Below are 14,341 nucleotides of genomic sequence, written 5' to 3'. Positions count from 1 at the left end.
CGGCGACCCGGCGACCCGGCGACCCGGCGACCCGGCGACCCGGCGACCCGGCGACCCGGCGACCCGGCGACCCGGCGACCCGGCGACCCGGCGACCCGGCGACCCGGCGACCCGGCGACCCGGCGACGGGTAACGGCCGGGCGCTGTACGGGGGTTCCCGCCGGCTCCGCCTTGACCGTGAGGGGCAACAAGCTTCGCCGGCCTGCGGCCGGCGCCTACGACGGACAGCTGACCCCCACGCGAGAGCTTGACGCGGCGCCCACCCCCGCCTGCGGCGCACTGACGGGCGGCGGTGACCGCCCGCGCCCCGCGCGGGAACGGGCCGACCCGGTGCCCACCCCGCCTGCGGCAAGCGGCGGCCAGCGGGGCACGAGCCCCGGCACCGGACACCAACGCCTCGACGGTCAACGCGACTTGCCCGCACGCCCAGGCCGGGGCCGGGCCGGCGGCCCGCGCCCGCGAGGGCCGCCCAAGTGCCGACGCGGACGACCGCCAGACGCCAACACCCAATCGTCCGGGGCCACTTGCCCGCGAAGCGATGGGACCCCCGCGACACGGGGCAGCCACCGGCGGGCCAGCGCTGGCCCGCCGTGGTGGCGGTGCTCCCCGGGGACGCGGCGGAGGCACTCGCCTCCGGAGGCGACGACCGACCAACCGGCCGGCGCAACGGGCCCGCCCCCGCGCCCCGCCCCCGGCGTCGGCCACCGAACGCCAACGCGGCACCGGGCGGAACGACTTGTCCCCGTCACCCCCGACGGCGGCCGGCGGGCGCCCCGCCGACCGCCGTCGGAACATCACCCGTCGAACCGCGACGCCCGGCGCGGGCGGGGCACGCCGCCCTCCCAGGAACGGCCCGGGCGAACAGCCCCCGCCCGGCGGGAGCCATCAGCCCGGCGGCGGCCGACCGCCCCAGGCCGGGCTCCGCTCCGCAGGTCATCCCCGGGCCCCGCCCGGCGGGAGCCAACAGCCCGGGCCCCGCCCGGCGGGCGAGCCCGGCCCGGGACGGCCGGAGCCGTCAGCCGCCCAACCAGCGGGGGACCTCGTCCACCGCGTCCAGCGCCTCGTCGTCGAAGGCGTCGCTGATGTCGAAGCGGCAGATCACCCGTTCCGCGTCCACCGCGTCGAACGGCGCGGCCAGCCACTCCCCCGGTTCCGCCGGCTCGTCCTGCGCGGTCACCCAGAGCGTGGCGTCGCCCTCCGCGAGGCCGAACTCCTCGTGCCGGGAGGCGATCTCGTCGGGGTCGAACTCGCCGAAGAGCACGCCCAGCGCGGCCTTGAGGCTGCGCCCGGCGGCCGGCTCGGCCGAGCCGCCGCCCTCCGCCTCGCCGCCCTCGGCGTCCAGCTCGGCGATCCGCGCCGCCTGGGCGAGCAGCCGCCGGGGCTCGGCGACGGTGTAGTCGCGTCGCAGGAAGACGCTGAGCACCTCCGGGTCCTCCGGGCCCGTGTAGGAGGCCCCGTCGGAGGCGGGCACCTCGAAGGGGGTGACCTCGTCGTAGACGTCGTAGAGCAGCTCGTCGTACACCTCGCCCGCCGCCGCCATCTCGTTGAAGGCGGCGAAGACGGCGGCGTCGGCCGCCTCGACCTCCGCCTCGGGGGCCGCCGCACGTCGCTCGATGGCGGCCAGATGCCGGTCGAGCGCTTCCTTGAGCGCCTCCGCGGCGGCACGGACTTCGGCAGCCGTGGGCTGCGCAGCATCAGACATGGTGCAGACGGTATCGGCATCCAGGGCTTGGCCGCACAATAGATTCGATGCCGGAATACGAGTTTCGCGATGTGTATGTGCCACGTGGGGTCTCGCGAGCCGCCACGACCCGTCTGCTGACGGAGCACGCCGAGTACGGGCACTGGGAGTTGGCCAGGCTGCGCCTGTACCCGGACGGGAGCCGTCAGGTGCGGCTGAAACGCCGCATCATCCGCCAGCTGCGCCCCACCTGGTGAGAACGTCCCGCCCCACCCGGTGACCCGCTCACCCGCCCGTTGCCCCACCGTTGCCCCACCCGTTGACCCGCCTCGCCAAAGCCGCTGGACGGGGGCGGACGGCGGCGGGTCACCGGGGCCGGACACGTCGAACGAGTGGGTCCTGGCTCGGACCCACTCGTTCTGGTGGCGTGCGCCGGCTGGGCGGAGGGTTCAGCCCTGCCGCACCGTCCGGGTCCTGCGGTAGAGCAGCGCGCCGCCGAGCACCAGGCCGGCGCCGACCGGGACCGCCGCGAGCAACGCGAAGTTGCCGCCGGTGGCGGCGAGTTGCGTCTCGGTCTCCTGGACCGGGGTCTCCGCCTCCACGGGGGTGGTCCCCTCGGGAACCAGCTCCGGGGACTCGCCCTCGGGCTCGTGCTCCGGCTCCTCGCCCGGGTGCTTGGGCTCCTCGGGCTCCTCCTCCGGGTGCGGCGCCCGCTCGTGCGGGGCCGTCCCGTTGGCGCACTCGTTGCCCGAGGCCGGGTTGCCGAGGCCGACGACGTTGACGCTGTTGCCGCAGGCGTTCACCGGCACCTCGACGGGGGCCTGCACGTTGTTCCCCGAGATGAAGCCCGGCGAGCCGCTGGCGCCGCCGGTGGCGCTGGCCCCGCCGTCGCCCTCGTTGACGCAGGTGTTGCCGAAGGCCGGGTTGAGCAGCCCGACCACGTTGACGGTGTTCCCGCAGACGTTGACCGGCACGTGGACCGGCGCCTGCACGGAGTTCCCGGAGATCACCCCGGGAGAGTTGGCCGCGCCGCCCTCCGCCTCGGAGTCGGCGAAGGCGATGCCGCCGGACGCGGCCAGCACGCCGCCGGCGGCGAACACGGTGAGCAGGCCGTTTCGCGTGACCTGTCGCATGGTTGATTCCCCTGACTTGCTTGGGATGGGTCGCGGGGTGGGGGGTGAGGGCGCCCGCGCCCGACGTAGAGCCTGGGCGGTCCCGGTGCGCGCGACGCGCTCCGGGACCGCCGGCTCAAGCCCTCAGTGAGATGGGGGTGGCTCTACTTGTTGATGCAGACGTTGCCGAACGTCGGGTTGAGCAGCCCGATGACGTCGACGGTGTTGCCACACACGTTGACGGGGATGTGGATCGGCAGCTGGATGTTGTTCCCCGAGATCACGCCGGGGGAGGCGACGGCGGCACCGGCGGCGCCGGAGTCCGCGACCGCGAGCCCGGCACCGGCCAGCGCCAGGCCGCTGGCGGCTGCCGCAGTGGCGACGACCTTCTTGATCATTACTTCCTCCTCGTTGACAACGCGGACCCCAGCCGGGGACTGCATGTGTTGCAACGAGAAGGCCAAAACAAGGGCACGAAACGCCGCACCCATTCACCTAACCTGGGGAATTCCGCACGTCAGAACGATTAACGACCGCCCCGATCGGCCGCGTTCAGCACTGATCGAGGAAACGGTCGAGCACCCGTACGCCGAACTGGAGCCCGTCAACCGGCACCCGCTCGTCCACGCCGTGGAACATCCCGGCGAAGTCCAGCTCGGGCGGCAGCTTCAGCGGCGCGAAGCCGAAGGCCCTGATGCCGAGGTCGTCGAAGGACTTGGCGTCCGTGCCGCCCGAGAGCATGTACGGAACGGCCCGCGCGATCGGGTCCTCGGCGACCAGCGCCGACTGCATCGCGTCCACCAGCGCCCCGTCGAAGCTGGTCTCCAGCGCCTTGTCGCTGTGGATGCCCTCGCGCCTCACCCGGGGGCCGAGCACCCGGTCCAGGTCGGCCAGGAACTCCTCCTCGAAGCCGGGCAGGAACCGCCCGTCCACGGCCGCCGTGGCCTGCCCGGGGATCACGTTCACCTTGTAGCCGGCGTCGAGCTGGGTGGGGGCCGCCGTGTTCTGGAGCGTGGCCCCGATGATCTTGGCGATGCCGCCGAGCTTGGCGAGGGTCTCCTCCATGTTCTCCGGGTCCAGCGGGGTGCCCAGCGCGTCGGACAGCTCGTCGAGGAACGAGCGCACCGTCTTGGTGACCCGCACCGGGAACCTGTGCCGGCCCAGCCGGCCGACCGCCTCGCACAGCTCGGTGATCGCGTTGTCGTCGTTGGTCATCGAGCCGTGGCCGGCCGTGCCGTCCACGGTCAGCCGCATCCAGTGCATCCCCTTCTGGGCCGTCTCGACGAGGTAGAGCCGCAGCTTCTCGTTGACGGTGAACGAGAAGCCGCCGACCTCGCCGATCGCCTCGGTGACGCCCTCGAACAACTCCGGGTGGTGGTCGACGAGATGCCGCGCGCCGTAGATCCCGCCGGCCTCCTCGTCCGCGAGGAACGCAAGCACCACGTCCCTGGGCGGCCTGCGCCCCGCGCGCAGCCGCTCGCGGACCACGGCCAGGGTCATGGCGTCCATGTCCTTCATGTCCACGGCGCCGCGCCCCCAGACGCAGCCGTCGGCGATCTCGCCGGAGAACGGGTGGTGCGTCCAGTCCTCGGCGTTGGCCGGAACGACGTCGGTGTGGCCGTGGATCAGCAGCGCCGGCCGGGACGGGTCCTCGCCGGCGATCCGCGCGACGGTGGAGGCGCGGCCGGGGTGGGACTCGAAGATCCGCGGTTCGAGACCGACCTCGGCGAGCTTCTCCGCGACGTACTCGGCGGCGGCGCGCTCGCCGGGGCCGGAGTGGTCGCCGTAGTTGCTGGTGTCGATCCGGATCAGGTCGCGGCAGAGGTCGACGACCTCCTCCTCGGCGCGGCCCGGGGCTCCGCTCCGGCTGGGGCTGGCCTGGTTGGGGGTGGTCTCGCTCACACTGCCTCCTCCTGCGGTACGTGCCCCTCATCCTCCCTCCCGCCGGCCGCGATCCCAAGGCCGGCCGCCTCTCCCCGGCCGCCGGGGAGAGGCGTCATCGTGACCCTGACCTTTGCTATGGTTGCCCTCGTCAGCGCGCCCGCGAGGGTCGCGCCCTCACCTTGTCCGGGTGGCGGAATGGCAGACGCGCTAGCTTGAGGTGCTAGTGCCCGTTTAAGGGCGTGGGGGTTCAAGTCCCCCCTCGGACACGAACCATAGGACTACGAGGGTCGGGGCTCGCCTCGACCCTCAGTCGGTTCCTGGCGAGGTCGTAGGTGGCGGTTATGCCCAGGTCGGCGTAGATCTTTGCCGTGAGCGCCGGATCGGCGTCGCCGATGACGGCGACCATGTCGGACAGCCCTCCACCAGGGCCGTGATCTGCTCCTCGGTGAGAGCTTCGGCCACTGCGGCGGGTCGGTTCCGCAGGATTTGTTCGGCGCGTTTGCGTTCCTGCTGGGTCTCGGCGATCCACTGTGTGCCCACCACCGGGTCGGCCCCGGCCTCCAGTGCCTGGCGGTGGGCATCGAGCTTCCGGTCACACTCGGTGACCGTCTGCCGCGCCTGTTGATGGTGTGGCTGCTCGGCCTGGTTCCCGGCGGCCTGGGCGAGGGCGGCAACGGTGCTCTTGAGGCGGTGCGGGGCGAAGGCGGTTGCGAGCCAGCCGTCCAGGGCGGGCCGGAACGCCGCCTCGGCGAGGTAGACGTTGCGCGGGTGGCGACGTGCTCAGCCAGCGCGTATTCTTCCGGGGAGCGGCACCGGTAGTAGGACTGGTCGTGAATCCACTGGCCCTGCCTCTTCCGCCGGCAGACCCCGCAGCGCAGCCGCCCCCAAAACTGGTACGGCCGCTTCCCCCGGGGGCTCATTCCGCTCGGTGCGGACCTTGCCACGCCCGGCCATGATCACCTGGGCGGTCTCGAACGTCGCGGCGTCGATGATCGCTTCGTGGGACGGCTGATCCGAGCGGATCCACTCCCCGGCGGGATTCCACCTCTAGGCGGTGACGTGACCGAGGCTGACGTCATCGATATCAATCAGGACCTCGGTCCTGCGCTGCTTGTTCCAGACTTGGGACCCGGTGTAGCGGAGGTTGCACAGAATCGTGCGGACCGCGCCCTTGGACCAGGCGGCTTCGGTGCGGTGGGAGTTGCGCTTGCGGTCATAGGCGGACGGGCTCAGGATGCCGTCGCGGGTCAGCCCTCGGCGATCTTGAAGATCCCGAGGCCGGATGAATTCGGTGAAGATCCGCACCACCACCCAGGCGGTCTTCGGATCGGGGGCGAGCCCGCGCAGGCGTTTGCCCTCGGTGGCCCTGGCGGGGTGGAGGTGAGGGCCGAGGTCGATCAATGCGTAGCCGTACGGGGGCCTGTCGCCGAGGAACCGGCCAGCCAGCTTCGCCTGGGCGGCCATCGCGGTCCGCACCCGCGTCCTGACCCGGTTCCGCTCGCCCTTGGACACGCCGGAGAACACGACATGATCAGATCGTGGGCTTCGTTGGCCGGGTCGATCGGCCCGCTGATCTCCGGAACCCACAAGGATTGCTGTGGCCCGCTGCCTCCTTTCCCACGACTCCGCGAGAAACCCGCACGGGACACCGGAGTGGAAACTGGTGCACTCGCTGCGCCAACGAGCACAATGGGAGCTGTCCGCCGGGGCGGCCTGCCGGACCAGTCTGAGCGGCATGGGTCGTACTGATCGGTCTACGTCCCTTCCGGCGCTGTTCGACCAACGGAAGCCCGGTGCCGAACCCCTTCATGGCATCTTTGGCAGCGAGTGGGTCTGACGCCGTCCCCCCTGAAGGAGCAGCAAGGACCCGACAGCGCAAGTCTTGTCGGCAGAGGCTTCGCAGCTTCCGCGATGCACTGTGTTACATAAGAATGATTAACTCGCTCACCAGTGCGTGAATCCCAGGGTCTGGCCGTATACGCGACCGAGTTATCCGTCCGAAATCAGTGACGAAGGGTGGGTGTCGTACCGGACGTGATGATACCCCCGGCATGCTCTATGAAGATGCTTCTGCTCCTGCGACAGGAAGCAGCATGAGGGTTGAATGAATACTGGAGTCGATAGGCATGGAGCAGGAAAAGGATGATGAAGCCAGACCATATCAGAGCAGCTAGCAGTCGACAGGTCACCACTTCCGACGTGACCTCACTCGCAATCCAGCGAAACAAGTGGATGTGTCAGGCTTCATCTGCGCCGAATCTCGTCTGCGGGAAAGATGATATGTTCCCGCACACGCTTGAACTCATTCGGATGATTGGCAACGGTGAAGCTGTTGATCTCGACGCGCACCCGATCCTATCGAGCGGAGAGTCGTCCAGGACCTGGCGGCAGTACTCATACGCCCTCGGGCAAATGGGGTTGATTCAGAATCGAAGGGGCGTACTCCGACTGACCTCCGATGGCTCCGAACTACTCGCAGACGAGTCGCCATCACGTCTCGCCTCTTTGATGGCTGACCGAATTCGACTATTCGCGGAGGTACTCGGACTCCTCACGCGAGAGCCAATGACGGTCGAGGAGGTCAACGCCGCATTGGTCGAGTCATATAACCTCGACTGGAAAACCGTGAACAATACACGACTTCGGATGACGTGGCTTGAAGTGTTGGGGATGGTTGAATGGCTTGGAGAACGGAAGCAGAGTGCGACTCCTGATGGGCGTAAACTATATTCCACCTGCGATATCGTGACGCCTTCAGCTCTGGTCGTTCATGAATCAGGCGAAGTGATTGACATCCCTAAAGCCCCAGAGGAGATTGCCGCCCTCCTTGAACAGCTGGCCACGAATAAAGGTGCCCATGAGGCCAGAAAAACCTACAACATCTGGGTTCCAAGCCCAAAGGAGGACCCTAATAAAATCGAGAATTTGCGAACGTGCATTGCGGCAGCAGCGGATCAGATCGAAAAGGATGCACTACTGAAATTCATTGCAGAACGGTTCGGTTTGAAGCGCAGCAGCGCTGATTCCATGTTGCCATTCATGCGAGCCGCTGGACTGCTACAAGAAGTCCGTCGCGGAGTATTCTCCGCGACGCCAGCAGCCAAGGCATGGTTGGAGTCAGGATCAGATATCGATTTTATTCGCATCCTTCACGCGAATATGAAATTTGTCGGCGAACTAGTTCGCACCGTAAAGATTACCGCGCCACGGAGCGATGTGTATCGAGAAGGAATCAAGTATGGCTTGAACAAGGAAAAAGTACGTTGGCTCACGGCTTTCATGATCGAGTCGGGCTTGATCGTAGAGACATCCTGGTCTTCGGTGCAAGCCACGGCGACTGGCCTGAGCCTTATCGAGACGCTCCCTCTCGCTGAACCGCGCACACCGGAGGTCACCACGGAGCTTGAGTCAGCGCCCGAATTGACGGCACAGGAATCAAGCGAACCGGACGAAGTCTCTCTCATTATGGAATCGTTGATTCGCACATCCGTCGACCCGTCTGCCGGTAATGGATCGCCGGGTACGGCGTTTGAAGGATGCATTGAGGACGCATTCAGGTATATGGGTTTTCGTACACAGCGAATTAGCGGTCCCGGTGACACCGACATCTTCGTGCAATGGTCTGATAGCAGTGGATCATTGCGGACTGCAATTGTAGATGGAAAGTCCACGTCCTCTGGCCGGGTCTCACACAGCAATGTGAGCGATGTAGCGATCGACATGCACAAGGAAAAACGTTCCGCGGAATATGTAGCAATCGTGGCCCCCACCTTCAGCGGCAACACAATCAAAAATATTGCCCAGAAGAAGCAGTGGGCACTCATCACTGCCGACGAATTGAGCCAAGTCGTCAGCTCATCCGAAGCGCTTGGCCTGAGGCCAGCAGATGTCGGAATTCTGTTCGAGGTGCCAGATGGATTGTCCAGACTAGCTGGCCTAATCGAAGCACGGCAGAGGGAGCTTGACATCTTGACTCTCGTGATTTCTCGACTCAAGTTTGAGTCAGAAACGGAGGAAGCTGTTTCAGCTCGTGATATTTCACTGATTGAGCGCGGATCGCAATTGGCGCCAAATATCGATGAGCTGCTCGAGACATTCCGGCTGTTCGATCACTTTGACTCCGATATCGTGCGGAGTATCGAGGATGCGCCAGATCCGCGTTATGCGACTTATCGGATTGGTGACGTACGACCGGCAGCGAAGCGCCTTCGCGCTCTTGCTGCCGCGATTGAGAGGGGTCTCTAGCAGGTCAGCGGCTAATTTGACCATCGTGCGGGATGGCGGTTCCTGTCACTATGTTAGGGAATCGGCGTAGGCAGAGGGGTCCTGCAAGGGGGGTGATTCGCGGGTGCCCTGACGCCGCAGATCGGTAAGTTTCACGTCTATTTCACACTCACCGGCGGACAAACCGCGTGACGTGCCTGCTCTCGCGCGTGATCGCCAGTTTGTGCGTTCCCTGCCGACGCGGACGGCCGCGCTCCAGGCCAGACAACGGCCTGGCTAACGAGGCGTAGTCATCACACGCCATTCGCGAGCGCCTGCGCAAGCGCGGTATCTGGGCAGTGATCCCCATCCCCACCAAACAGCGCGGACACCGACTGCGTCGGGGCAGCCGAGGCGGTAGGTCGGAGAAGGTCTATCCGTATACCCCAGAGCATTTGCGGGACACCGACTACCGACGATCCATCGAGTGTCGGCGGATCACCGTGTCTTGACTGGCCCAAGTCGCCCATGTTGATTAACCCGGGTTGCACCACAGCTCAGTCTCCCTGGCCATCGAGTGACAGTGCAGCGGTAACTCTCAACGTCCGCAGGGTTATGGTTCGGCTCCCCCTCGGACACGAGCAGTACGCCCACGGATGGTGCTGGCCGGGACTCGGCCAGCACCTCTTGCTTTTTGGTGGTCGCCGGCGCGGTGTGAGGCCCTACCTCGTTGAGCCGAAGGACAAGGTTGACCACCGGGGACGCCGTTCCCTGGCCGTCTTCCGTCAGCTGGCCCGATGCTCCCACGACGGGCGTCCGGCTGACCAGCGGCATCGAGGCGTCCCGCACCGCGGACAACCCGCCCGACCGGGCCACCGCTCCGCCGGACTTCCGGCCCCGCGAACGGGCCGAACTCCCCGCCGGTTCTCCTCCGGCCACCGCTTCACCGTGCGGCTGATCGACAGGCCCCACCTACCTCGACCACCTGCTGCACCGACTCCGGACCGCCGGCGGAACAGTCGAACAAGGACAGCACCTCGGACACGGTGCGGTCGCAGCCGGTGGTCTCCCTCAGCAGCTCTCGGGCGGCCAGTTCCGCAGGCTTCCGCGCGAACCGCTCCCGGCCCCGTCGGACGAAGCCCTCCGCTTCCCGCGGCCGCCACCGAGCGAGCGACCGACCTCGCTGGATCGAGCCCGTTTCCCCGCACGTCGCCGGGTCAACGCGCCGACGCCGAAGGCGACTTCGTGACCCCTCCCGGGGCGGGGCGCTACCGTCACCGACGGGCCCAAGCGGGCCCCGCCCCCCGGATGGGCGGGTGGATTCCCCTGGTCATCCGAGGGATGTCTGTCGGTTGAGGAAGTGCGGAGGTCGGGTGCGGCAGGTCGGGCCGCGCGATCAGCTGGATTCCAACTCCCTCCCATGGCCCGGCACGGACATGGTCGGAAGACTTCAGGGGTGCGAACGGTCGAACGACAGCGGCGGCATCGGCATCGGCATCGGCATCGGAAGGGGGCGGGCACGATGCGAAGGGCCCAGTTGAAGGTGGCCTCGCCCACGGGGAAGTCCAGCGTTCACCTGCTGGCGGGCGAGCAGTGCACCGTCGGCCGCGCCGCGCCCCACCACGAGCCCGACATCGTGCTCGCACCCGACCCGCAGGGCTGGATCAGCCGCCTGCACTGCATCCTCGACCTGGAGCACGGCCAGTGGTGGGTCACCGACCACGCCAGGAACGGCACCCTGCTCCAACCTGGCGCCCCGGGCGGCGAGATCCGCCCGCTGCGCGGCCGGGAGCTGCTGCGCCACGGCGACACCCTGCTGGTGTTGGGGGACATGGTGGGCGACGAGGAGCTGCTCTACTGGCGGCTGACCTATGTGGACGCGCACGCGACCCGCCCCGCGCCCCGCCGGCGGGACGCCCCGGAGGGGGAGGCGTCCCGCCCCGGCATCCGCTACGACGTGGTGGGCAGCCGCGTCTACCGGACGGAGGGTGAGAAGGAGATCCTCGTCGAGGGCCTGCGGCCCAAGGGGCACCAGCTGTTACGGCACATGGTGGCCCGGGGCACGGGGCTGCCGGGCGTCGAGGCGGTCACCTGCGAGCACGACGAGCTGATCGCCGCCCTCTGGCGTCCGCCCGAGGAGTGGCAGCCGGGCCGCGGCTACGACCGGACGGACCTGGCCGGCGTGGTGCGCGCGGTGCGCCTCCGCATCGAGCCGGACCCGGGCGACCCCCGCATTCTGGAGACGGTTCCCACCATCGGCTACCGGCTGTACGTGCACCAGGGCCCCGCGCCAAGGGCCGTGAAGCCCGCGTCATCGGGGACGGACCGTGCGCACCGAGCTGAGTGAACGACGCTTCAGGGCGGGGAAGTCGAGGGGGCAGCCGATGACGAGGGGCGGGCGGGACACCGGCAGGGACCTGCTGACCCGGGGGCAGCGGATCAACGAGGCGCTCGTGGTCGACCGGGGTCTCGGGGAGGGCGCCTTCGCCCAGGTCTACCGGGTGCGGCACCACATCCTGGGATGGCAGGCGCTGAAGCTCTTCCGGAACCTGGCCTCCCGCGAGGCCGCCTCGGGGATGATGGACGAGGCCCGCATCCTCTCCACCCTCGGCCATCCGAACATCATCCGGGTCTTTGACGCGGGCACCGTCCAGACCTCGGCCGGCAGGCGCGGCTTCATCACCATGGAGTACGTGCCGGGCGGGAGCCTGGAGCGGCTGGTCGAGGCACACGAGGGGGCGGTGCCCGTCGGCAAGGCCGTGGCCGTGCTGCACCAGGCGGCCGAGGGGCTCGCGGTGGCCCACGAGCGGTCCCACCCCATCGTCCACCGGGACCTGTCGCTGGCCAACGTGCTGGTCACCTACGACGAGTCAGGACTGCGGGCGAAGGTCAGCGACTTCGGCCTGGCCAAGGAGACCGACCCGCTGACCATGGCGGCCAGCGCCCAGGGCACCGTCGCCTACATGCCGCCCGAGGTGCTGCGGCACGGCCGGGGCTACTCCTGCGCCGGAGACGTGTGGGCGCTGGGCACCATCGTCTACTTCCTGCTCACCAACCACTTCCCCTACGACGGCGGCGACCCGGTGCGGTCCTTCTCCCTGGAGCGGTTCCGCCGCGCGCTGCTGCCCCCCAGCGCGTTCAACGACGACGTCGACCCCGAACTCGACCGGCTCGTCGGCGACATGCTGTGCGTCGACCCCGACGACCGGCCGGCCACCGCCCGCGAGGTCGCCCGGCGCGCCGCCGCCCTGGGGACACCGGCCGAGCCGGCCGGCGCGCGCCCCGGGCCGCCGCCGTCGACACCGGCGCGGCCGTCACCACCCGAGCCGCCGCCGCCCCCGAGCGGGGAGGACGTGGACGCGCGGGTGCGGGACCTGGTCGCGCTCTCCCGCGAGCCGGGCCGACTCGCCGACGCCGCCGACCGGTTGGCGGGGCTCATCAGCGAGCACCCCGACCTCGGAGACCGGCATCGGGCGCGCCTGACCACCTGGCGCCGGGGGGTGGTCATGTGAACGGACCGACGCCCGGCGGGCGGGCCCCAGGCAACGGAGCAGCGAGGACGAGGACGAGCATGGACGAACCACGGAACCGAACGACCGCCCTCGACCGCTTCGAGGAGCTGGCCGGCACCCGCATCTACCGGGGCAACGCCTTCGCCGCCACCGGACTGCCGATGAACGCGACCGGTCGCGCCGTGCGCCAGCAGCGCCAACGCCTTGAGGCGCGGCTGGCGGTGCAGGAGACCTGGCCGGGAGACGCCGACTCCCCGCTGGCCGGCGACTACCGCTGGGAGGAGGTGCGCGCCGCGTTCGAGCAGTTCCAGGACGCCCGCCGGCGGATCGTCGACGAGCTGCTGTGGCGCTGGGGCGACACCGACCTGGGCTGCGACTGCCCCGCCGAGTCGCACCTCGCGCACGACCGTGCCGTGCTCGCCCACGCCCGTGCGTTGGAGGCGGCCACCGGCCGCTCCCCGGTCCCCGCCGAGGAGGCGCGGGCGCTGTGGCGCGGCGCGGGGAACGGCTGGGCCGCGACGCTGGCCGACCCCTCGTTCCGCGGCCACATCGCGCGCAGGACCGAGGCCCTCGCCGAGGACCGCAGGGTCGCCGCCCTCACCCCCGACGACATCCTGAACGAGCTGCCACGCCTGCTGGTCTCCCCGTTCGGCGAGCTGGCGGCCGACCCCGGGACCCGAGCCGAACTCGCCCGGATCTGTCCCCACTTCAGCCGGCACGAGGTCTTCGCCCCGCTGGTCGCCGAGGGCTTCGAGCGGATCGTCGACGAGGGCTTCGAGGAGATCAACGCCGCGCTGCTCGCCGCCGAGAAGGACAAGCGGGCCGGTCGCTACGCGGACGCCCTGAAGAAGCTGCGGGAGCGCGTCCACCCCACCTACGAGGAGCTGCGCACCTACTGGCCCTTCATCTCCGACTGGCGCCGCGAGGACCTGTCGCACCTCGTCGCCCTCGGCATGAACAACCTGGCGGTCGCCCTGTTCCTCTACCACACGCGCCGGCCGGCGAGCGTCGAACAGTCCGTCTCCCTGGTCGAGTTGGCCGAGTTGGCGGTGCGGATCGCCCCGGGCAGGGACCGGGACGACATCGTGGAGAACCTGCGGCTGATCCGCCAGCACCACGCGGCCAACCTCAGGCGCGCCAAGGTCCAACCCGACGGGAAGGTGGTGGACGTCAAGCCCCGTGGCTGCCTGCTGGTCCTGATCGCCCTGGCCGGCATCGTCGGCGCCGTCGTCGTCGGCGTCAACGGCGGCTTCGTGCCGGCGATGCTCACCGCCTCCGGCGCGGCGACGCTCTTCGGCCTGGTCGCCATCCTCGGCAACACCGGCAAGGAGAGGAACACCTGATGGCCGCCTCGTCCGCCCGCCGACTCCGTTCGCTGTTCGGCCAGTTGCGGCACCCGCGCGAGTTCCGGGTGCCGCCGCCCCTCCTCGATCCCGACCAGGCCGCCTGGGCCACGGTCCTGATGGAGGAGATCGCCGCCGCCCGGGCCCTCGCGGAGCGGGCCATCGCCGAGCACGCCGAGCGCCCGGCCGACACCGCCGCCGAGGACGGGAGCGCCGGCGCGGCGGCCGGCACCGACGCGTTGCTCCGCGCCGCCATCGGCCTCTGGCGCGCCGAGCGGAAGCTCGACCAGGACGGCGGCGGCCCGCTCTCCGGCGCCGACCTGCGGCAGGTGCGCCGCCAGGTCAACGCCAGCCGCCAGGCCCTCGTCGACGACGGCCTGGAGATCCAGGACCACGACGGGCAGCGCTTCGCCTCCGGCCTCTCCCTCGAGGTCCTGGTCTCCCAGGAGGAGCCGGGCCTGACCCACGAGGTCGTGCTGGAGACGGTGCGGCCCTCCGTCTACTTCCGTGGCAAACGCATCCAGATGGGCCAGGTCATCGTCGGCAGACCCGCCGCCGAGCCGACCCCCGACAACTGACCGACGACCTGAGGACCTTAGGCCCCAA

12 protein-coding genes and 1 tRNA gene are annotated in these 14,341 nt (G+C 69.3%); 8 read left to right on the top strand and 5 right to left on the bottom strand.

Annotated features, from left to right (window positions below; translation table 11 throughout):
- Nucleotides 1-1,015 precede the first annotated feature (1,015 nt).
- On the bottom strand, nucleotides 1,016-1,702 hold the full coding sequence (locus FH609_RS30575; protein WP_139675660.1) for a hypothetical protein: 687 nt from the start codon (nucleotides 1,700-1,702) through the stop codon (nucleotides 1,016-1,018).
- Nucleotides 1,703-1,749: 47 nt separating this feature from the next.
- On the opposite strand from FH609_RS30575, the gene FH609_RS30570 reads away from it, so the two are divergent.
- Nucleotides 1,750-1,938 (top strand): DUF5703 family protein, encoded by a 189-nt coding sequence (locus FH609_RS30570; protein ID WP_139675658.1) that lies wholly within the window; start codon nucleotides 1,750-1,752, stop codon nucleotides 1,936-1,938.
- Between the two features lie 192 nt (nucleotides 1,939-2,130).
- On the opposite strand, the gene FH609_RS30565 is transcribed toward FH609_RS30570, so the two are convergent.
- The 3 genes from FH609_RS30565 to FH609_RS30555 all read right to left on the bottom strand — a co-directional run bounded on the left by FH609_RS30565 (nucleotide 2,131) and on the right by FH609_RS30555 (nucleotide 4,695).
- Complete coding sequence (locus tag FH609_RS30565) at nucleotides 2,131-2,814, bottom strand: chaplin (protein ID WP_139675656.1); 684 nt, start codon at nucleotides 2,812-2,814, stop codon at nucleotides 2,131-2,133.
- Between the two features lie 143 nt (nucleotides 2,815-2,957).
- Nucleotides 2,958-3,191: a chaplin gene (locus FH609_RS30560; RefSeq protein ID WP_139675662.1), complete on the bottom strand. Its 234-nt coding sequence runs from the start codon at nucleotides 3,189-3,191 to the stop codon at nucleotides 2,958-2,960.
- Nucleotides 3,192-3,345: 154 nt separating this feature from the next.
- Entirely contained in the window at nucleotides 3,346-4,695 is a 1,350-nt protein-coding gene (locus FH609_RS30555) for a M20/M25/M40 family metallo-hydrolase (protein WP_139675654.1), read from the bottom strand.
- A 163-nt stretch (nucleotides 4,696-4,858) separates the two neighbouring features.
- On the opposite strand from FH609_RS30555, the gene FH609_RS30550 reads away from it, so the two are divergent.
- Nucleotides 4,859-4,943 (top strand) — tRNA-Leu (locus tag FH609_RS30550).
- Nucleotides 4,944-5,250: 307 nt separating this feature from the next.
- Nucleotides 5,251-5,496: a hypothetical protein gene (locus FH609_RS30545; protein WP_139675652.1), complete on the top strand. Its 246-nt coding sequence runs from the start codon at nucleotides 5,251-5,253 to the stop codon at nucleotides 5,494-5,496.
- A 228-nt stretch (nucleotides 5,497-5,724) separates the two neighbouring features.
- On the opposite strand, the gene FH609_RS30540 is transcribed toward FH609_RS30545, so the two are convergent.
- The gene (locus FH609_RS30540) at nucleotides 5,725-6,201 is read right to left on the bottom strand and encodes a recombinase family protein (protein ID WP_193318139.1); all 477 of its coding nucleotides are present in this window, start codon (nucleotides 6,199-6,201) and stop codon (nucleotides 5,725-5,727) included.
- A 675-nt stretch (nucleotides 6,202-6,876) separates the two neighbouring features.
- Here FH609_RS30540 and FH609_RS30535 point away from each other — a divergent pair.
- From FH609_RS30535 to FH609_RS30510, 5 genes are all read left to right on the top strand, one after another.
- Entirely contained in the window at nucleotides 6,877-8,922 is a 2,046-nt protein-coding gene (locus FH609_RS30535; protein ID WP_193318138.1) for a restriction endonuclease, read from the top strand.
- A gap of 1,480 nt (nucleotides 8,923-10,402) precedes the next feature.
- Nucleotides 10,403-11,227, top strand: a complete 825-nt coding sequence (locus FH609_RS30525; RefSeq protein WP_193318137.1) for an FHA domain-containing protein — start codon at nucleotides 10,403-10,405, stop codon at nucleotides 11,225-11,227.
- Between the two features lie 37 nt (nucleotides 11,228-11,264).
- A complete protein-coding gene (locus FH609_RS30520) occupies nucleotides 11,265-12,392 on the top strand; it encodes a serine/threonine-protein kinase (RefSeq protein ID WP_139675644.1) in 1,128 nt (375 codons plus the stop codon).
- Nucleotides 12,393-12,451: 59 nt separating this feature from the next.
- A complete protein-coding gene (locus tag FH609_RS30515) occupies nucleotides 12,452-13,735 on the top strand; it encodes a hypothetical protein (RefSeq protein ID WP_139675642.1) in 1,284 nt (427 codons plus the stop codon).
- Complete coding sequence (locus tag FH609_RS30510) at nucleotides 13,735-14,313, top strand: hypothetical protein (protein ID WP_139675640.1); 579 nt, start codon at nucleotides 13,735-13,737, stop codon at nucleotides 14,311-14,313. Before FH609_RS30515 ends, FH609_RS30510 begins: the two co-directional genes overlap by 1 nt.
- Nucleotides 14,314-14,341: the final 28 nt, after the last annotated feature.

This window comes from Streptomyces sp. 3MP-14 (assembly GCF_006334905.2).
GTDB classification, from domain to species: domain Bacteria; phylum Actinomycetota; class Actinomycetes; order Streptomycetales; family Streptomycetaceae; genus Streptomyces; species Streptomyces triticirhizae.
This window is presented reverse-complemented; position numbering and strand designations above follow the sequence as displayed.